The following is an 18,564-nucleotide window of genomic DNA, read 5'->3' on the forward strand; positions in this document are numbered from 1 at the left end:
CGACACCCCCGCTGAGCCGCCCGCCTCGACACGGCTTCCTACGCTGCGGTCCCGTCTGCGTCGGGCATTTGGGCGGACGGCCCCGGGCGGAGCCAGTAGTACCCCGAGTCCGACTCAAGGCCGGTCTTCGGGGATCTCCGCCCCGGGGGTGGCGGAGACGGCCCAGCGCCAGGGGGCGCTTGGCCGGGAGATCGGGGCTGAGGGCGGCCCCGACCAGGACGAGCTCCACGCCGTCCAGCAGCAGATCCTTCGCCCCGCACATGCCACCGACCCGACGGTTGGCGAACGAGCACCGCAGAGCGTGCAGCCGACGATTCGCCGCTTCACCGGCACCAAGCGGACCGTCCGTGTCGGACCGCTGCGCTTCACCGGCGACGAGCACGCCGCGCTCCAGGAGGCCGCAGCCGAGCACGGCTACAAAGGGGAATCCGGCTTCACCGCGGACATCGCCCTCGCCTTCATCACCGGCCGGTTCACCGCGAACCTGCCGCTGTCCGAGGACCGCCGCCGCACCCACATGTTCCGCGCCCAGGTACTGCGCGAACTCAACCGGATCGGCGCCAACGTCAACCAGATCGCCCGCGCCCTCAACAGCGACCTCACCCCGCCCGACGTACGTCACCGTCTCGACGAGCTGCACCACCTGCTGGACCTGATCGCCCAGGCCCTGCGTGAACCCGCTGAGGCGGAGAAGGAGCAGGCCGCGTGATAGCCGCCATCAAACCGGCCGGAGCCAACACCCGTGGCCTGCTCGCCTACCTCTACGGCCCCGGCCGCCACGACGAGCACCTCGACCCGCACATCGTCGCCGGCTTCGCGATGCTCGGTATGCCCGACCCCGGCCGGAACCCGGACGCCACGCTCACCCAGCTCGCCCAACACCTGGACGAGCCGGTGCATCTCCGGAACAGTGAGTTCGGGAAGAAGATCACCGACCACGTCTGGCACTGCCCCGTCCGCGCAGCCCCCGAGGACCGGCACCTCTCCGATGCCGAGTGGGCCGACATCGCCCAGCGCATCGTCGAAGCCGCAGGCATCGCCCCGCCCGGCGACGACCTCGGCTGCCGCTGGATCGCTGTGCGCCACGCGGATGACCACATCCACATCCTCGCCACCACTGTCCGCGAAGACGGCCGCCGCCCCAAGCTCCACGGCAGCGGTATCCGTGTCGGCGACGCCTGCCGCCAGATCGAGACCGACTACGGCCTGCGCCAGCTGAAGAAGGACGACCGCACCGCTGGAAAGCGCCCCACGCAGGCAGAGATGCACAAGGCCCAACGCCTCGGCTGGGAGCAGACCAGCGGTGACTGGCTCCAGGACCGCATCCGCGCCGCCATCCCCCACGCCAGCAACGCCGAGGAACTCCTCGCCTACCTCGAAGCCGACGGCATCGCGATCAAACCCCGCCGCGGACCGTCCGGAGATCTCCTCGGCTACGCCGCCGGCCGCCCCGGCGACCTCAACAACGACGGGAAACAGATCTTCCACCCCGGCGGAAGGATCGCCCCCGACCTCACCCTCCCCAAGCTCAAGGCCCGTCTGGAAACCACCGCACCGGAAGAACACCCCACCGCACGCCGACAGCGCCCCACCACCCCCTGGCACCAGGCCACCGACGCCCTCGACACCCTCCACCAGGGCATGACCGACGACACCCACGCCCAGGCCCACACCACGGCGCTCGGCGAACTCATCGAGGCCACCGCACAGAAGGCACCTGACCACTCCCGAGCCGAACTACGCACCGCAGCAAAGATATTCGCCCGCGCCCAGCGCTCCCAGATCCGCGCCGAGCACCAGGCCGCCCATACCCTGCGCCGCGCGGCCCGCGACATCGCCCACACCACCACCGGCGCCGACGGCAGCGCCTTCGCCGCCCTGCTCGCCGCCCTCGTCTGGGCCACGATCGTCGCCGCCCGCTGGCACGAAGCGAAGAACCACGCCCACCAGGCCGAAGCCGCCCGCCAGACCCTCCACCACCTACACACCGCCGCCGACCACGCCCTCGCCCCGGTCATCGACACCCTCGCCGCTCGTCAGCCGAGCGACCAGGCCAGCCGAACCCTGGCCCACGACGTCCGGGCCGCCGCCCCCGACCACGCCGACCGCATCCTCACCGACCCCGCCTGGCCGGCCCTCGCCACCGTCCTCGCCGACGCCGAAGCAAGCGGCCACAAACCCCACCAGCTCCTCAAGGAAGCCGCCGCCCAGCGCGAACTCACGAGCGCCCGCCAGCCCGCCCGCGTCCTGATCACCCGCATCCAGCACACCAGCCGCAACCCCGCACCCAACCCCCGCGCCGAAGCCGCCCGCAGGACTACGACCATGCGACTGTCCCCGACTGCACTATCGGCCGGTGTGGCTGAGCCCGCACGGTCGGCGGTCCCGGCGGAACAGAAGCACCGTCCACGTCTGTGAGGGGGGAGGCGTTCGTTGGCACGGAGCCCTGCATCCAGGCAAGACCCAGTAAGTCGTGGAGCTTTGGTGCTCGCCCGCAGTTCCCCGCCGGAGCTCGGAGCGGTCTACGCGGACAAGGCACCGTCGAGGTAGTCCTGCACCGGCTCGAACAGCCCGTACGGCACGTACTCCGGGATGTCGCCGAGGGTGACCCAGGCAAGCTCGGCAAGCTCCTCGGTATCGGCGACGTGAGCCGTGCCGCCCAGGATCTGGCAGGCGGTGTAGGACATGAAGCGGCCCGACTTGGGGTGAACGCGCTCGCCGAGCAGCTTGACCGCCTCAACGGTCAGCCCTGTCTCTTCCCGGGTCTCCCGTACGGCGGCGGCCTCGCGCCCTTCGCCGGGCTCGATCTCCCCGGCGGGGAACTGCCAGGAGAGCTGCCCCTCGCTCACCCGGCGGCGGACCATGAGCACGCGGCCGTCGTGAACGACGATGGCGGCGGCGATGCCCGGCTGCTTGTCCGTGGTCTGCTGCGTCACGACTGCTCCTCCAAGAGGCCCAGGATGGCAGGGAAGACCGTATCGGTGGACGTGAAACGGTCGCTGTGTTGTCAGGCTGTTCGTCTCGGGGCTTCCGCCGAAGGCACGCACGCCAGTGACCCGCCCCGGCCACGGGCTTTCGCTGCGGGGGACAGCGAGCGCCAGCGTGACCGGGGCGGGGGCTTAATTACGGCGGAAGAGCCTGCTCTGGCCCCGATGCCTGCCGGTTCTCCTACCGGAGGTCGACTGCCCCACCTCGGCGGATTCGCTTGGCCGGGTGGAGCCAGCCGGGCGGTTCTCGTTGAAGAAGGATTGCCAGACCCGTTCCTGCAGCTCGCCGATGCAGGCGCCGCACGCGTACATCGGGGCTTGGGCCCCGGCGACTTTGGCGGGACCGATCCACAGGACGCGTGTCCACCGCTGCCCGCAGTAGAGCCAGCAGGCTCCGTCGACCCACTCGTTGCCGTCGTCGGTGGCCGCCGGTGAGGGCAGTCCTCCTCGGGCGAACTCGGCGATCCCGGGGATCACCCTGTGCTGTAGGGCGACTTCCGTCAGCATCGCTCGTCTCCCTCCGCGATCAACGGTCCTGGGCCGTGGGAGAAGCTTCCTTCTGCTTCTCGGCTTCGGAGAACAGGAGCGTGGGTTCGGAGAGGATGTCGCGGCCGGACTCGCTCTTGTAGATCTCGTCTACGCTGCCGAACCGGGCCTCGGAGTAGTCGAGGTCGAGCAGCGCGGCGGCCTGGCGCACCGACGCCTCGTCGGGTCCTTCGATCTCCAGAAAGGTGGGAAGGTCCGGCCAGCTGTCGAAGTCGAAGGCGACCTCGCCCAGGCGCCATTCCTCGCGGTAGTTCTCCTGGTACCGGACCTCGGTGAGGCCGACCCGGCGCAGGATGTCGGCCATGGCGTGCAGGTCGGTGACCTCGGTTTCGATCTCCTTGGTGCCGTCGATCGTCGTGGAGTCGGTGACCTGCTTGAGGGTGAGCGTCGAGCGGGTGCCCTCGTCCCGCAGCCGAATCCAGGCCCCGCCGTCAAGGGAGTCGTTCTCGAAGATCTTGCGGGTGAGGAGAGTGCGGGGGAACGCCTGGACGGCACCGAGGGCGCTCAGCTTGGTCTGGAGGTCGGCGACGTCCACGGCCAGGAACTTCGCCTCGTACTCGTGCTTCATGGGGCCTTCTCTCAGAAGTGGTCGGTGAGGGTGGACGTCCGGGCCGCGAGCAGCAGGCCCATGCGGTGGGTGTGGTCGTGCAGCTGGCCGACGTGGGGCCGCTCGGTGAACTCGGTGGTGCGCAGAGTGAGCAGTACCTCCCAGTCGCCGATGAAGTGGGGGTGAAGGCGTTCCGGGGAGGTGTAGTGCTCGATCATGTGGTGGCGTCTTTCGACGGGCATCATGAACTCCGCGCCGAACACACCGCCCGGGCGGACCAGGCGCTGCATGCGGTCGACGAACTCGCCGAGCGGGCGGTGGTGGTTGGCACTGTAGTGCCACGAGCAGCTGGTCCAGACCGCGTCGCACTGCAGGCCCAGGGGTTCACCGTCCAGGAAGTCCTCCTCAACAACCTCTACGCGTTCGTGGAGTTCTTCGAGCTTCAGTCGATCGATCAGTCCCAACGCGTGGGCCTGGCTGTCACCCGGGAGGTGGACGTCGCCCCCATGGAGGGCGACCGCGTCGCGTTCGATGGCGACGACGCGGTAGCCGGCGGCGGCGAGGGGCAGGACGAACTTGCCGTCGCTCGCGCCGACCACGGCGACGGTGGCGTCAGGGGCGACACGTTCCCGCAGCGTGGCGAGGAACTGCGGGAAGAACGTGAGCGTGTGCTCCCACAGGCTCTGAGTCTGCATGGGGGTGCGCTCCCTGCGTCTCGGTATCCATGATCACTCGGAGGACCTCGTCGGGGCTGCGCCCCGTGGTGTCGACGCGTTGCATCGGAAACGATGCGTAGGCGTCCGTCACTCGGTCCGTAACGGTCTCGATCAGTGAGTCCCACCGCGACACCGGCTTGTTCCGCCCAGCGAGTCGACGCTGCCTCTCGGCGTCGTCGCAGACGAGGTGGTACGTAGTGGGTCTCGGCAGCCAGCTCGGCAGGGTGATACCGAGTTGCGCCCCCAGGGCCCGGTGAGTGGTGAGGCACCGGGCGAAGTAGCTCTCGACGACGACCGGGACGCCGGCGTCGAGGTGGTGCTGGATCTCCTCGGCCGCGGTGAACAGGCCCGAGAGGTAGAAGCACATCCGTGCCTCTACGTTCGTCCGCTCGTCCAGCGCCTGCCTGAGCGGCTGGTAGGGCAGCGGGACGGTAGCGACGAGGACGGCCTGCCGGGCGGCGGCGAGCATGGGCGCCAGGGTGGATTTTCCGGTGCCGCGTAACCCCTCCAGGCTCTCGAAGCGAGGGCGATCAGGCACGGCCGTACACCACGTCCGGTACCGCGAGGGTGAGCTCGTCGACGGACGAGGGCTTGTGGACGATGCGCCCTGCCGCCTTCTCGTACCAGAAGGCGTGCGCGTCCTTCCCCACGGCCTTGCAGGACATGGTCAGTGCACCGCGCGGGTCGACCTCGATGCGGTCGATTTCGCGAGGACCATCGGAGGGGGCGCACACCTGCGGGGCACCGTCCTCGGAGAGGTCCTCGTCGACGATCACCTCCAATGGCAGATCGGCTGACGCCAGCTCGTCCCGGAGCCGGCCGTAGGCGGAAGGGGAGGTGACCAGCAGCTCGGGATGATCGGCGGCGTTGCCGACCGGCCGCAGGTGGTGGAGCTTGAGCTGCCGCACCCCGAGTTCCGCCAAGGCCCGTCCGAGGGGCAGGACTTCGGCGATGTTCCGCGAGGTGACGGTCATGGTCGCCCCGGTCGGAACACCGAGATCCCGAGCAAGCCGGAGCGCTTCCAGGGCGCTCTGGTAGCTGCCCTGCTTTCGGATGCCGTCGTTGGTCGACCCGACGCCCTCCAGCGAAACCCTGAGCAGGTCCAGGGAGGGGGCGATCTCGGTCAGACGGCGCTCGATCCGGTACCCATTGGTGCAGATCTCGACGCGCAGGCCCAGTTCCTCCTTGGCGTGGCGGACGACCTGCGCGAGGTCCCGGTGGACGAAGGGCTCTCCGCCGAGCAGGGTCACGGCCTCGGTGCCGTACTCGTCCCGCATCAGGGTGAGGAGATCCGCGGCTTCGTCGACGGTGAAGGCGTCGGCGTACTGAAGCCGCTTGCCGTGGAAGCAGTGCAAGCACGTGAAGTTGCAGCGGTAGAGCAGCTGCAGGTACAGCATGCGGATCTTCTTGATCCCGGTGACTTCCTCAATCACTTCGGCTCCTTCGGCTGGTTGCCTGGTGGGAGCCTGATAGTGGCCTTCTGCTCGGGGACCTCGACACCGCGTTCGGGGACGGTCCGAGGACGTCCGGGGACGTTTTCAGTGACCTGCGAAGGACCCCAGGATGCCGAGGACACGCTTCGTGTCCGACAGGTCGGGCAGGACTTCGACGGCTCCGGCGGCGGTCAGTTCCTCCTGGGTGTGGATGCCGGAGGCGACGGCGAGGACGCGGGAGCCTGTGGTCAGAGCCGCCTCCACGTCACGAGGGGTGTCCCCGACGAGGACGGTGGGGATATCGGCCGCAACACCATGAAGCCGTTGCGCGCGCTCGCGGGCGACAGCGACCAGGTGGGGGCGGAGTTCGGCGTCCGCTCCGTAGGCGCCGACCGGCAGATCGAGCAGGGAGTCGAGACCGAACGCGGCAAGCTTCACACGGGCGTTGGCGGAGATGTTGCCGGTGAGTACGGAGGAGACCCAACCGGTCTGAGCCGAGGCGGCTTTCAAGGCGTCGTGCACACCGGGCAGGGCGGCCCCGCGCCTGCGCAGCTCCTCCAGGCGCGCCTCCCCTGCCTGGGCGAGCGCCGTCTCGACGAAGGGCCAGTCGGGCACGGGTAGCCCTTCGCGGACGAACATGTCGCGCATGATCAGCCGATCCGTACGCCCCTCAGTGCGCGCAGGCTCCGTGGGCTCCCGACCTGAGAGGGCACGAAAGGCAGCGGCGTAGATCTCCTTGCTGACCCCCGCGTTCTCGATGAGGGTGTGGTCGATGTCCCACAGGACGAAGAGCTCCATGCCGCCAGAGTAGGTAGTCCGTGAGGTTCGACTACAGCGGACTGCGTCCCAAAACGTCCTTGCGCGATCACGCGCCGTGCCGATTCGATGGCTGCTGTGAACAACCGACTGCGCACCGTGCTCGGCCAACGCGGCGTCTCGCCCGATGCACTCGCCGAGATCTGCGAGGTAGATCCCAAGACGGTCAGCCGATGGCTGGGCGGACGGATTCCCCATGCACGGCACCGATTCCGCGTCGCGCGACACCTGCGCGTCGAAGAGACCTTTCTCTGGCCCGAGCCGTCCAAGCGTCCAGGCCGGCCGAAGGACGGGTTAGGCACCGAGCTGGTCGGCACCTACCAGAACCGGGCCAGCGTTCCCCGGGACGTATGGCTCACACTGCTGCGAGAGGCGCGGCACGAGATCGGCGTCCTCGTCTTCTCCGGCACCTTCTTCGCCCAGTCCAACCCCCACGTCGCCAAGATGCTCTCCGAGCGCGCCGCCGACGGCGTGCGGGTTCGCCTGTGCTTCGGCGATCCCGACGGACAGGCAGTCGCCGTACGGGGCCGCGAGGAGGGAATCGGCGACACCCTCGCCGCTAAGATCCGCGCCTCACTGACGTACTACCGACCGCTGCTGGGCGAGGCCGGGTGCGGCGTACGACTCCACGACACCACCCTGTACACGTCCATGTTCCGCTACGACGACAACCTGCTCGTCAACCCACACATCTGGGGTCAACCGGCCAGCGCCAACCCCCTCCTGCACCTCAAGAGGGAAGGCGATACAGGGTGGTTCGACAACTACGCTGAAAGCTTCGACGCTGTCTGGGCCGCAGCGAGACAATGGGCACCCGACCAGGAGAGGACCGCCGATCATGGGCAGGACTGAGTACTACAACGACCCCTCTGCCCCGAAGGCGAACACCCTCATCCCGGCCAGCAACCTGCTCGTCGCCGACGAGACGGGCGCCATCCTCCTCCAGCGGCGCCGCGACACCGGCCAGTGGGCCCTCCCCGGCGGAGCCCAGGACATCGGCGAGACCGCAGCCGAGTGTGCGGTGAGGGAGTGCCTGGAGGAGACCGGCATCATCGCGGAGCTCACCGGGTTTCTCGGCGTCTACACGAACCCGAGCCACATCGTCGCGTACACCGACGGGGAGATCCGCCAGCAGTACGAGAACACTTATATCGGCCGACCCGTCGGCGGAGTGCCTACGATCAACGAGGAGGCCGACGGAGTCCGCTTCGTCCAGCCGGCCGACCTCGACCAGTACGACATCCACCCGAGCATGCGCCAGCAGATCGGGGACTACCTCGCGGGCACCTACCCCTACCTCGGCTGATCCGCCAAGGCGGCTTCCACTCGCTCCACGGAGGCAAAGATCCCCGGAGCCGCCCGCCGGATGAACCGCCCGACCACGCTGTCGTCCCCGTAACGGCTGCGGATCTCCGCGACCCGGTCCTGCGCGGTGGTCCGGTCGCCGTCAGGCGTGGTCGTCATGTCGCAGTACACGAGGGCGTCCACCAGCAGCGGCTCCTCCAGCAATGGGAACTCCGCCGCCAGCTCCTCGTGCAACCCGCGCTCCTCTGCCTCAAGGAGCGCAAACGAGTGGTTTGCGACCAGCCGCACCAGTCTCTCGTCGGCCCCGTGCTCGTCCCGAAGGAACCGAGCTCCGTCCAGCGGATGGAACCCCGTCACCGCCAGGCGAGGCGCATACCCAATGTCGTGCAGCGTGGCGGCGGCGACGAGAAGGCTGGCGTCTTGGTTGAGAACCTGGTCTACTTCGGCGGCGCGGTTAGCCACTCCCTGCGTATGCGCCCATCTCCGTGGAAGTGTGCAGCGGAGTTCAGCCCTCGCGATGTGCGTCGCCCAGTCCCCTATGAGATCGCCCATGTCTGATTCTCTGCCCGGGGTGTACTCGGCCCAAGCCACCGCCTTCGATGACAGCTGCACAAGGTTCTCGCCAGCGTCCCATACGCAGCTACGGCGTTAGTAGGCTGACTAGAGTTGCCTCAGCGAGGCGGTGGGTCGGACCGACGTCATGGGGGATGGGTTGAAGGTCGTGAGCAACAGGGGAAGCGACCGCTTGATCGACGCGGTACGTCCGATTTTGAGACCAGGCGGGGCTGTAGACCTCGCCTCGTCGACCTTCTCCGTGTACGCATTCGAAGAGCTCCGCGACGAGCTGGCCAAGCTGGAACAGGCTCGACTTCTGCTACCGAGTGCAGGTGCCGATCTGCACCTGCTGGGCGGCGAGCATGATCGCGCTGCCCGCAACCGTCTGTCGAGCCGCTACCTTGCTGCGTCGTGCGCCGAGTGGCTTGCTCGACGGGCCGAGGTACGGCATGCGGCGTTTCACGCTATTCCCCAGGGTGTTCTGGTTGCCCGAGCGGCCTCGGGTGAAACAATTTCGCTGGCCCAGGGCTCTTTCGGCTTCGATCGTGCTGGCCTCGGCCTGGCCCCTGGTAATCCGTACACGTCGATTCTGCGCTCCGACAGCGAGAGCGAGGCGGCCGCTCTTGCTCCTGCACTCTTCGAGGCGATGTGGGAGAGCACGCCCGCTTCCCTTGAAGCGGGCCCGCTGCTGGAGCAGATGCGTGCCCTCGGGCGCTATCGCGATCCGGAGCGCATTTACCACCTCATGCTCCACCATCTGTTTAGCGCTGTTGGCGGGGAACTGGACGAGGACACGGTCATTGATGCTAAGACCGGAATCCACGACACCGTAGTATGGGAAAAGCTGTACAAGTTCCAGCGGGACGGCGTCATCGGTGCGATCGACAAGCTGAATCGCTACGGCGGCTGCATCATTGCGGACAGCGTCGGCCTAGGGAAAACCTTCGAGGCGCTCGCCGTGATCAAATACCATGAGCTGCGCAACGACCGGGTACTCGTACTCTGCCCGAAGCGGCTGCGAGACAACTGGACGATGTACACGGCGAATGACCGTCGAAACCTCCTCGCTGCAGATCGCTTCAACTACGACGTGCTCAACCACACCGACCTGTCCCGTGAGTCCGGCAGATCGGGCGACGTCGACCTTGCACATGTCAACTGGGGCAACTATGACCTGGTGGTCATCGATGAGTCGCACAACTTCCGCAACGCCAACTCTCCGAAGCAGAATGGCGAGACTCGCTATGACCGCCTGATGCGCCAGATCATTCAGGAGGGCGTGAAGACCCGCATCCTGATGCTCTCGGCAACCCCGGTCAACAACCGACTTGCGGACCTGCGCAACCAGATCGCCTTCGCTACCGAGAACGACGATACTTCTTTGGCGCCGTACGGTATCGCCAGCATCGGCAAGACTGTCCGCGTCGCGCAGCGCCAGTTCAATCGGTGGCAGGAGCTTGGTCCGGAGGGGCGTACCCCAGCCCTACTCGTGGACATGCTGGGTTTTGACTATTTCACGCTTCTCGACATGTTGACCATCGCCCGCTCGCGCAGGCATATCGAGAAGTACTATGGCACTGCCGAAACTGGATCCTTCCCCGAGCGCCTCACACCGCTCAACGTGAAGTCGGATATCGACACACAGGCCGACTTCGGCGCCATCGGAGAACTCAACGACCAGATCCGCAAGCTCAATCTGGCCGCTTACTCGCCCATGTACTACCTGAGACCGGACAAGAGGGCTGAGTACGCCGACAAGTACGCCACCCGCCTGAAGAGCGGCAAGGGGAGCTTTCAGCAGGCCGACCGAGAGCAGAGCCTGGTCAACCTAATGAGGGTCAACATCCTCAAACGGCTGGAGAGTTCTGTCCACTCCTTCCGGTTGACGGTGAGCCGGCAGCTGGAGCGCATCGACGCGCACCTGGGGGCGATCGACCGCCACGAGACCTACTACCGCCCCGACTCTCTCGACGATGAGGAGCGCGACGAACTGCGCTCGGACGAGCTGGCGATCGGTGGTGGCAAGATCAGGGTTCTCATCGCGGACATGGATCTGATCCGCTGGCGCCAAGACCTCCTAGAGGACCATGAACGCCTCTCCGCGATGCTGTACAGGGCCGAGCAGGTGATACCGGAGCGTGACGCGAAACTAAGCCACCTTAAGCGGCTAATCAGGGATAAGGTTCGCAACCCCGTCAACCCGGGCAATCGCAAGGCCATCGTCTTCACTGCTTTCGCGGACACCGCAGCCTACCTGTATGAAGAGCTCGCCGAATGGGCGCGGGTCGAACTCGGAGTCGAGGCTGGCTTGGTGACGGGATCCGGGAACAACCGCACGACGCTCAAGCTGCGCCGCGATCTTCCCGCCATCCTCTCTGCGTTCTCCCCTCGCTCGAAGCAACGCCCGGACGATCTGGCTGGAGAGGGCGAACTCGACCTGCTCATCGCCACGGACTGTATCTCCGAGGGTCAGAACCTGCAGGACTGCGACTGGCTCGCGAACTACGACATCCACTGGAACCCGGTGCGCATCATCCAGCGCTTCGGCCGCATCGACCGCCTCGGTTCGCGCAGCGCTCGGATCCAGCTCGTCAACTTCTGGCCGCAGATGGACCTGGAAGAATACATCGGCCTCGAGCAGCGAGTCACGGGCCGAATGGTGCTCCTCGACATCTCCGCCACCGGCGAAGAGAACGTCATCGAGACCACCGCCGGCGACCCGATGAACGATCTCGAATACCGGCGCGCACAACTCCTGAAGCTCCAAGACTCCGTCCTCGACCTTGAGGACCTGTCGACCGGCGTGTCCATCGCTGACCTCACCCTCACCGATCTGCGCATCGACCTCGCCGATTACGCCAAGCGACACCCCGGCGAGCTGGATGCGGAGCCACTCGGAGTTCACGCGGTCGCGGACACCGATGGCGACGTCCCATCCGGACTGATCTTCTGCCTACGTGCCGAAGGCCAGGCGGCCGATCGGGCCTTGCAGGCCGGCGACCCCCTTGCCCCTCACTACCTCATCCACGTCGGGGAGGAAGGGGTGGTGCAGCTCAGCCATACCCAGACCAAGCGCATCCTCGACCGGGTGCGCAGGGTCAGTGCCGAGCAGGGCCAGGTTGACCCGGGGCTCACCGCGCTGTTCGACGCCCGGACTCGGCGCGGCGCCGACATGGGGGCAGCCCGCAAGGCCCTTGCCGCCGCTGTACGCTCCATCACCGGCAAGGAGGAAGAGCGCGCGGTTGCCAGCCTGTTCAGCCTGGATGGCACCCAGGCCGCCGCAGCAGGAGGCTTCGCCGGGACCAATGACTTCGAAGTACTCGCCTTCCTTGCCGTTTTGCCCCGTGGCGACGCCGATCCTGCGGGATCCGCTGACCAAGAAGCCCAGCGATGACTCCGGACGACGTAGTCGACGCGCTTCGGCTGCCCGCCGACTGCGCAGTGGATGTCCGGGTGCCCAAGACCCAGTTGCAGGCGCACTCCGACTTCAGCGCCGCTGATCGGGGGTTGCTGCAGGATGGCATCGATACCCTGCGCTGGGCCGCCGCGATACGCCCTGATGCCGTGGGAATCCCTGCCTACACGGCCCCGGACGGCAGTCGGCGCATTCCTGAGCTCCACGTCATGACTCTGCGGACCCGGACCGGAACCAAGCTCACTCGCTTGGAAGAACTCCTCCATCGAGCCGTGCCATACCCGATCCTCCTTGTCAGCGAGCAGGAGTCCGGTCCCCGTGTTTCGGTTGCCCTCAAGCGCATGTCACACGCGCGGAACGATGAGGTCACATTGGAGAGTCCACCTGTGAGTGCTTCCGTCGGAGACGTCCCTGCACTGGTGGGCGATGCTTTCCTGAGCGCGCTTCAACTCGACCGGCAGCCACGCAGCGACCTCAGTGCGGTCTACGACGGTTGGCTGGCCAGGACGGTTGCCTTGCGTGTTGCTGCGGTGCTTGGGGAGTTTGCGCTCGCGGGCACCATGGATGCGGCGCAGACTCAGCTGTCTGCCCTGACAGAGAGCACCCGCCTCGAGGCAGAGATCAACAAGCTGGTCGCCCAGATCAAGAGGGAGAAGCAGATCCCTCGCAGGATCGAGCTACAGGACCAGATCAAGGTGAAGAGAGTCGCTTTGTCAGTGGCGCACGATAAGTTGCGTCTGGCGTAGTAACGCAGGAAGAACAAAGAGCACGGTCAAGAAGAAGGCACCGGTTGAGCCGGACGGTGCCGTAGTCAAGCAGGGGACGATCAGGGTGACGATGCACACGGTTGAGCCGGGGGACCCGGAGACCCACTCCAAGGACCTCGTGGCGGAGAACCTCGAACAGCTCCGGAAGATCTTCCCGTCTGCCTTCGCAGAGGGCAAGGTCGACTTCGACGTTCTGCGTGAGCTGCTTGGCGACGCCATCGAGGACGGCGACGAGAAGTTCGGACTGTCCTGGTTCGGCAAGCGCAATGCCCGACGTGTTGCCCTCAGGCCGAGCACGGCGACGCTGCTGCCCCGCCAAGAAGAGTCGGTGGACTGGGACACCAGCCGCAACATCATGATCGAGGGCGACAACCTTGAAGTGCTCAAGCTCCTGCAGAAGAGCTACGCGAACAGCGTGAAGCTGATCTACATCGATCCGCCTTACAATACCGGAAACGACTTTATCTACTCCGATAGCTTCCAGGATAGTATCCAGAATTACCTTGAGCTGACGGGTCAATGGAGCGGCGACGGCGGGCGGGTTAGTAGCAATTCGGAGACGTCGGGGCGACGCCACAGCTCCTGGCTGGACATGCTGCACCCCCGCCTTTTCTTGGCCAGGAATCTTCTCAGTGACGACGGAGTCATCTTCGTCTCAATTGACGACAACGAGGTTCATAATCTGCGCGCCATCCTAGATGAAATTTTCGGCCCGGAGAATTTCATCTGCAATCTTGTATGGCAGAAAGCGTACACGGCTAATATGACCGCGCGATTTATCTCTGACACGCATGATCATATTCTCCTGTATGCCAAGGATGCAAATAAGGCCGAATTGGGAAAGATCGGCCGAACCAGTGATCAAAAAGCGAAGTTCAAGAATCCAGACGGCGATCCGCGCGGCCCCTGGAAGGCAGAGAACCTGTCAGCAGGAAAATTCTATGCCGCAGGGCAGTTTGAAATTACCGGGCCAACAGGGGAAAAATTCCTTCCCCCTCCGGGGCGATACTGGCGATGCGATGCGAAGCGCTACGCCGAGTGGCTGGCGGACGGTCGAATCACTTTCGGTGTCTCGGGCACGGGTCGACCTATGCTGAAGAAGTTTCTCGCCGAAATGGACGACGGTCTCACTCCCAGTAGCTGGTGGCGTCACGAAGAATTCGGCAGCAATAAGGAAGCCAGTATCGAGCTCAAGGAGTTGTTCGACGGAGAGTCTGTGTTTCAGACCCCCAAACCGACCAAGCTTCTCAAGGCAATCTGCTCGATCGGGGCCCCAAATGGGGGAATCGTGCTTGACTTCTTTGCGGGGAGTGGAACCACAGCGCAAGCGGTCTTGGAGTTGAATGGCGATGCTGAAGATCTCGGGCATCGTTTCATTCTTGTTCAAATCCCTCAGGAGATTATTGCTGATTCCCCCGAGCATAAGGGTGCTGCGCTCTTCTGTGCAAGGAATAATCTTCGCTCAAATTTGGCAGAGTTGACCAAAGAGAGAATTCGCCGCGCATCAAATTTGGAGAGCGTCCAAGACTCGCCTGACAGGGGTTTCAGGAATTTCGCCCTTGCTGAGTCTAGTGTTTCGCGCTGGAATACTTCTCGCGAGGATGCTGAGCAGCAGGCGCTCGATCTGATCGATAACATTCGCCCTGGTCGGACCGAGTTCGATGTGCTCTTTGAACTGTTGCTTAGTCAGGGGCTGGACCTGGCATCTAGCGTCGAAACTCGTGCTTTCGCAGGCATTCACGTGTTTGCGACTGGTGGCGGCCTACTCTTCGCCTGCCTGCCCCCCTCCGATGCAATCACTAAGGCGAATGCGGAGGGGATCGCTCAAGGCATCATCGCTTGGCGTGATGAGCTGAAGCCTGAGGCGGACGTGACTGTTTTCCTCAAGGACGTGGCTTTCGCTGACGATGTTGCCAAGGCAAACCTCGTGGCGATCCTCGAGCAGCACGAGTCCCCCTTCGTCGTGAAGAGTCTGTGAGCCGAGGGGACGTTAGAATGAAAAAGCCTAAGCTGCACTTTGATTCCGAGCTGCCGCATCAGAAGGTGGCTGTGGACGCGGTGTGCGATCTATTCCACGGGCAGGAGAGTGGGCACAGCCTATTCACTGTCAGCGGAGACAACGACGACCTGTTCACACCCGAGGCCGGCGTCGGGAACCGGTTGCGGATTCTGCCCGATCAGCTGCACGCGAACCTGAACGAGGTCCAGGAGCGTAACGGTCTGCCGCTCTCCTCGCTGCCCGACTTGGCGGACGAGCGCGATCTGAATTTCACGGTCGAGATGGAGACCGGTACCGGCAAGACATACGTATACCTGCGTACGGTCTACGAGTTGAACAAGCGTTACGGCTTCACGAAATTCATTGTTGTCGTGCCATCTGTGGCGATCAGAGAGGGCGTCCACAAGTCGCTGCAAATCATGGGGGATCACTTCAAGGCCCTCTACGACGGCACCCCGCTGCACTATTTCCCCTACGACTCGGCGCAGCTGGGCCAGGTGAGGAACTTTGCCTACAGCTCCGGCATCGAGCTAATGATCGTGACGGCCGCCGCAATCAATAAGCAGGCGACTGCGAAGATCTACCAGCGGAGTGAGCAGACCGGTGGCGAGGCGCCGATTGAATTGATCAAGCAGGTGCGGCCGATTCTCATCGTTGACGAGCCGCAGAGCGTAGACGGTGGCCCCCAGGGCCGGGGGCGACAGGCTCTACGCGCGATGGATCCGTTGTTCAGCCTGCGCTACTCGGCGACACATGTCGACGTGTTCAACATGGTCTACAAGCTGGACGCCGTCGACGCCTACCAGGCGGGACTGGTCAAGCAGATCGAGGTGGCCGGCGGTACCGTGGAGCACGCGCACGGCCGTCCGTATATCCGCCTTGAGAAGGTCAGCACGCGCAAGGACGACTACACGGCGACCGTGGAAGTCGACGTGATGAGGTCCGGGCGCGTCGTGCGCCGAACCGAGAAGGTAAGCCCCGGAAGCAGCCTTGAGGCGATCACCGACAACCGTGTTTACGAGGGCCTGTTGGTCGGCGACGTCACAAAGGGCCGTGGCAGGAGTGAGTCGGGGTTCATCCAGGTCCATGGTGGTGGAATCGACGAGTACCTCAGGGAAGGCGAGGCTTACGGCGACATCCCGGCGCTCGAGCGCGCCCGGCATCTGATCAACAAGACCATCCGGGTGCACCTTGATCGGGAACTGGAGCTCCGCTCCAGGGACATCAAGGTGCTGAGCCTGTTCTTCATCGATCGCGTGGACCGCTACCGCGCCGAAGATTCGGATGGCGCTTCTGTACCGGGCGAATACGTGAAGATCTTCGAAGAGGAGTATTCGCAGCTCCAGCGCAACCCCCGCTACTCGACCCTCTACGGCGGGGTGGATCTCGACTCTGAGCCGAGCGCCGTCCACGAGGGCTACTTCGCTCGGGATGCCAAGGGCAAGCCCAAGGACATCAAGGAGGGAGCGGCCCAGGATGGCGCGGACGCCGAGCGCGCGTATGACCTGATCATGCGGGACAAGGAGCGCCTACTCAGCCTCGACGAGCCGGTGAAGTTCATTTTTTCCCACTCGGCGCTTCGAGAGGGCTGGGACAACCCGAACGTCTTCCAGATTTGCAGTCTGCGAGAGATGGGCTCCGAACGGCAGCGTCGGCAGACCATCGGCCGCGGTCTACGGCTCGCAGTGAATCAGGAAGGCCAGCGGCTCCATGGCTTCGACGTAAACACCCTTACGGTCGTTGCGACTGAGAGCCTGGAGCAGTTTGCCACCTCACTCCAGACCGAGTACGAGCAGGACGCCAAGGTCAGCTTCGGTCGAATCGAGCCGCACCAATTTTCCAGCCTTCTCCTTCCCGACAGCGATGGGAAGCGGCTCGGTAGCGAGGGCTCGCAACGGCTCTTCGCTGCTCTGCAGGAGGCCGGCTACATTCAGAGCAACGGCAAGATCGACGCGCAACTGCTGCAGCAGGCTCTCGCGGAGGACACGTTCACACTGCCCGTGGAGTTCGCCGGCCTGGAGTCTGTAGTTGCGGAGCGGCTCCAGCAGCGTGCCAAGGGCGTCACCATCAATGACCGGGATGAACGACGAACGGTCAAGGTCCGTAAGCAGGTCTTCGAGAACCCACAGTTCCACGAACTCTGGAACCGCATCAAACAGAGGAGCACCTACCGGGTGGACTTCGACCCGGAGAAGCTGATCGCGGACGCAGCGGCTGCTCTGAAGGAGGCCCGCCAGATTCTTCCTGCCCGCATGGTGTGGACGTCAACGACGTTGGCCATAAGCGAGCGTGGCATCGAAACCGGTGCTGAGTCGACCTCGGCCCCGCAGCTGGTCGAGCAGGGAGACATCCCGCTACCGGATATCCTCGGCGAGTTGGCTGAGCAGACCAAGCTGACTCGACGCACCATCCACCGGATCCTCTCTGAAAGCGGCCGCTTCCGGGATTTCCAGCGCAACCCGCAGGAGTTTGTATCCCTCGCCGCTGAGAAGATCACAGAGGCTCGGCGTGCGGCGCTTGTCGACGGGATCAAGTACGTCAAGCTCGGGGAGAGCGACTTCTACGCCCAGGAGCTCTTCCTTACCGAGGAGCTGCACGGTTATCTCGGCAAGAACCTGACTCCTGCGGCGAAGAGTGTCTACGAGGAAGTCCGTTACGACTCCGAGACCGAGCGGAAGTTCGTCGAGGATCTGGAGTCGGCGAGCGACGTCGAGGTGTACGCCAAGCTCCCGTCCTGGTTCAAAGTCCCCACCCCGCTCGGCACATACAACCCGGACTGGGCTATCGTGCGTCGCCTTCCCGACGGCGAGCAGTGCCTTTACCTGGTGATAGAGACGAAGGGCACCCAGCAAGAGAGCCTTCTCCGACCGGAAGAGCTGGGAAAGATCAAGTGTGGGCGCAAACACTTCGAGGCCCTGGGTACCAATGTCACCTTCGAGCAGACGGATGTCTGGGGCCACGTGACGTTCACCGCATGAGAGATGCCCTGTGGTAGGACGGGGAGTCCGTCCCACCACAGGCACCTCAGCTTGCAGCGCGCCACAAGGATTTGCGTGAGCGCTGCGTGAGCGGATGGGGTGGCACAGGATGGATCGGGCAGCACGCAGGTCTCGGCCGCACGCTTCCGACCAGCGAAAACGAGAGCCCGTGGCACAGTCCAGCACCACCCGGGACGATCATGCAGGCCCTCGTAATGCGTAGGTCTCGGGTTCGAATCCCGAAGGCGGCTCCATGATGAACCCCAGGTCGGGCCTCTGACCTGGGGTTTTCTCGTTGGGTTGGCCTTGGGATTCGGGCGGATCGGGCACTTGTGGCTTGTGCATCGCTATGCGTTGGTTGTGGGTTCGCTCCCTGTTGTCAGCGCGCCGCGAAGAGGCTTTGACCTGCCACTTCGGTCTACTGAGCCCTTCGGCTCGGCCCCTTGCGGGACTACCTCCCGACACGGAAATTGGGGCAGTCGAGAATAAACAGGGCTTTG

Annotated in this window: 16 protein-coding genes; 8 read left to right on the forward strand and 8 right to left on the reverse strand. The window is 64.8% G+C overall.

Annotation, left to right across the window (positions count from 1 at the left end):
- The first annotated feature begins 148 nt into the window (after positions 1-148).
- The gene (locus ACH4KB_RS08485) at positions 149-709 is read left to right on the forward strand and encodes a MobC family plasmid mobilization relaxosome protein (RefSeq protein WP_398064940.1); all 561 of its coding nucleotides are present in this window, start codon (positions 149-151) and stop codon (positions 707-709) included.
- Positions 706-2,418: a mobilization protein gene (locus ACH4KB_RS08490; RefSeq protein ID WP_398064942.1), complete on the forward strand. Its 1,713-nt coding sequence runs from the start codon at positions 706-708 to the stop codon at positions 2,416-2,418. The genes ACH4KB_RS08485 and ACH4KB_RS08490 overlap by 4 nt, the downstream gene beginning before the upstream one ends.
- 104 nt (positions 2,419-2,522) lie before the next feature.
- Here the strand turns inward: ACH4KB_RS08490 and ACH4KB_RS08495 are convergent, their stop codons facing one another.
- From ACH4KB_RS08495 to ACH4KB_RS08525, 7 genes are all read right to left on the reverse strand, one after another.
- Entirely contained in the window at positions 2,523-2,936 is a 414-nt protein-coding gene (locus ACH4KB_RS08495) for an NUDIX hydrolase (RefSeq protein ID WP_398064944.1), read from the reverse strand.
- 183 nt (positions 2,937-3,119) lie between these two features.
- Positions 3,120-3,494 carry a hypothetical protein gene (locus ACH4KB_RS08500; protein ID WP_364885716.1) on the reverse strand — a complete coding sequence of 125 codons (375 nt, stop codon included), beginning with the start codon at positions 3,492-3,494 and terminating at the stop codon, positions 3,120-3,122.
- A gap of 19 nt (positions 3,495-3,513) precedes the next feature.
- The gene (locus ACH4KB_RS08505; protein WP_398064946.1) at positions 3,514-4,101 is read right to left on the reverse strand and encodes a class IV adenylate cyclase; all 588 of its coding nucleotides are present in this window, start codon (positions 4,099-4,101) and stop codon (positions 3,514-3,516) included.
- Between the two features lie 11 nt (positions 4,102-4,112).
- Entirely contained in the window at positions 4,113-4,775 is a 663-nt protein-coding gene (locus ACH4KB_RS08510; protein ID WP_398064948.1) for a class I SAM-dependent methyltransferase, read from the reverse strand.
- Positions 4,693-5,265 carry a hypothetical protein gene (locus ACH4KB_RS08515; RefSeq protein WP_099218473.1) on the reverse strand — a complete coding sequence of 191 codons (573 nt, stop codon included), beginning with the start codon at positions 5,263-5,265 and terminating at the stop codon, positions 4,693-4,695. Before ACH4KB_RS08515 ends, ACH4KB_RS08510 begins: the two co-directional genes overlap by 83 nt.
- Positions 5,266-5,326: 61 nt before the next feature.
- Positions 5,327-6,229 carry a radical SAM protein gene (locus ACH4KB_RS08520; RefSeq protein ID WP_229321371.1) on the reverse strand — a complete coding sequence of 301 codons (903 nt, stop codon included), beginning with the start codon at positions 6,227-6,229 and terminating at the stop codon, positions 5,327-5,329.
- A 105-nt stretch (positions 6,230-6,334) separates the two neighbouring features.
- Entirely contained in the window at positions 6,335-7,027 is a 693-nt protein-coding gene (locus ACH4KB_RS08525; protein WP_398064951.1) for an HAD family hydrolase, read from the reverse strand.
- Between the two features lie 96 nt (positions 7,028-7,123).
- Between ACH4KB_RS08525 and ACH4KB_RS08530 the strand changes: the two genes are divergently transcribed.
- Both ACH4KB_RS08530 and ACH4KB_RS08535 read left to right on the forward strand, forming a co-directional pair.
- Positions 7,124-7,897, forward strand: coding sequence for an XRE family transcriptional regulator (locus ACH4KB_RS08530; protein ID WP_398064953.1), 774 nt, complete (start codon positions 7,124-7,126; stop codon positions 7,895-7,897).
- Positions 7,884-8,351: an NUDIX hydrolase gene (locus ACH4KB_RS08535; RefSeq protein WP_398064956.1), complete on the forward strand. Its 468-nt coding sequence runs from the start codon at positions 7,884-7,886 to the stop codon at positions 8,349-8,351. The genes ACH4KB_RS08530 and ACH4KB_RS08535 overlap by 14 nt, the downstream gene beginning before the upstream one ends.
- On the opposite strand, the gene ACH4KB_RS08540 is transcribed toward ACH4KB_RS08535, so the two are convergent.
- The gene (locus ACH4KB_RS08540; RefSeq protein ID WP_398064958.1) at positions 8,339-8,902 is read right to left on the reverse strand and encodes an HD domain-containing protein; all 564 of its coding nucleotides are present in this window, start codon (positions 8,900-8,902) and stop codon (positions 8,339-8,341) included. The two genes, ACH4KB_RS08535 and ACH4KB_RS08540, sit on opposite strands and share 13 nt — an antisense overlap.
- A 193-nt stretch (positions 8,903-9,095) precedes the next feature.
- Here ACH4KB_RS08540 and ACH4KB_RS08545 point away from each other — a divergent pair, with 193 nt between their 5' ends.
- The 4 genes from ACH4KB_RS08545 (at position 9,096) to ACH4KB_RS08560 (ending at position 18,064) form a co-directional block, all read left to right on the forward strand.
- Positions 9,096-12,299, forward strand: a complete 3,204-nt coding sequence (locus tag ACH4KB_RS08545; RefSeq protein WP_398064960.1) for a helicase-related protein — start codon at positions 9,096-9,098, stop codon at positions 12,297-12,299.
- Positions 12,296-13,066 (forward strand): DUF4391 domain-containing protein, encoded by a 771-nt coding sequence (locus ACH4KB_RS08550; protein WP_398064962.1) that lies wholly within the window; start codon positions 12,296-12,298, stop codon positions 13,064-13,066. The genes ACH4KB_RS08545 and ACH4KB_RS08550 overlap by 4 nt, the downstream gene beginning before the upstream one ends.
- A gap of 139 nt (positions 13,067-13,205) precedes the next feature.
- On the forward strand, positions 13,206-15,065 hold the full coding sequence (locus ACH4KB_RS08555; protein ID WP_398064964.1) for a site-specific DNA-methyltransferase: 1,860 nt from the start codon (positions 13,206-13,208) through the stop codon (positions 15,063-15,065).
- A gap of 17 nt (positions 15,066-15,082) precedes the next feature.
- Positions 15,083-18,064 carry a DEAD/DEAH box helicase family protein gene (locus ACH4KB_RS08560; protein ID WP_398064966.1) on the forward strand — a complete coding sequence of 994 codons (2,982 nt, stop codon included), beginning with the start codon at positions 15,083-15,085 and terminating at the stop codon, positions 18,062-18,064.
- Positions 18,065-18,564: the final 500 nt, after the last annotated feature.

It is taken from the genome of Streptomyces sp. NPDC017520 (assembly GCF_044329855.1).
GTDB lineage: Bacteria > Actinomycetota > Actinomycetes > Streptomycetales > Streptomycetaceae > Streptomyces.

Bases quoted from the DNA above. Each gene is read 5' to 3' on its own strand.
- ACH4KB_RS08510 (WP_398064948.1), bottom strand. From the start codon at position 4,775: ATGCAGACTCAGAGCCTGTGGGAGCACACGCTCACGTTCTTCCCGCAG.
- ACH4KB_RS08535 (WP_398064956.1), top strand. From the start codon at position 7,884: ATGGGCAGGACTGAGTACTACAACGACCCCTCTGCCCCGAAGGCGAAC.
- ACH4KB_RS08505 (WP_398064946.1), bottom strand. From the start codon at position 4,101: ATGAAGCACGAGTACGAGGCGAAGTTCCTGGCCGTGGACGTCGCCGAC.
- ACH4KB_RS08500 (WP_364885716.1), bottom strand. From the start codon at position 3,494: ATGCTGACGGAAGTCGCCCTACAGCACAGGGTGATCCCCGGGATCGCC.
- ACH4KB_RS08560 (WP_398064966.1), top strand. From the start codon at position 15,083: ATGAAAAAGCCTAAGCTGCACTTTGATTCCGAGCTGCCGCATCAGAAG.
- ACH4KB_RS08540 (WP_398064958.1), bottom strand. From the start codon at position 8,902: ATGGGCGATCTCATAGGGGACTGGGCGACGCACATCGCGAGGGCTGAA.
- ACH4KB_RS08550 (WP_398064962.1), top strand. From the start codon at position 12,296: ATGACTCCGGACGACGTAGTCGACGCGCTTCGGCTGCCCGCCGACTGC.
- ACH4KB_RS08525 (WP_398064951.1), bottom strand. From the start codon at position 7,027: ATGGAGCTCTTCGTCCTGTGGGACATCGACCACACCCTCATCGAGAAC.
- ACH4KB_RS08515 (WP_099218473.1), bottom strand. From the start codon at position 5,265: ATGCTCGCCGCCGCCCGGCAGGCCGTCCTCGTCGCTACCGTCCCGCTG.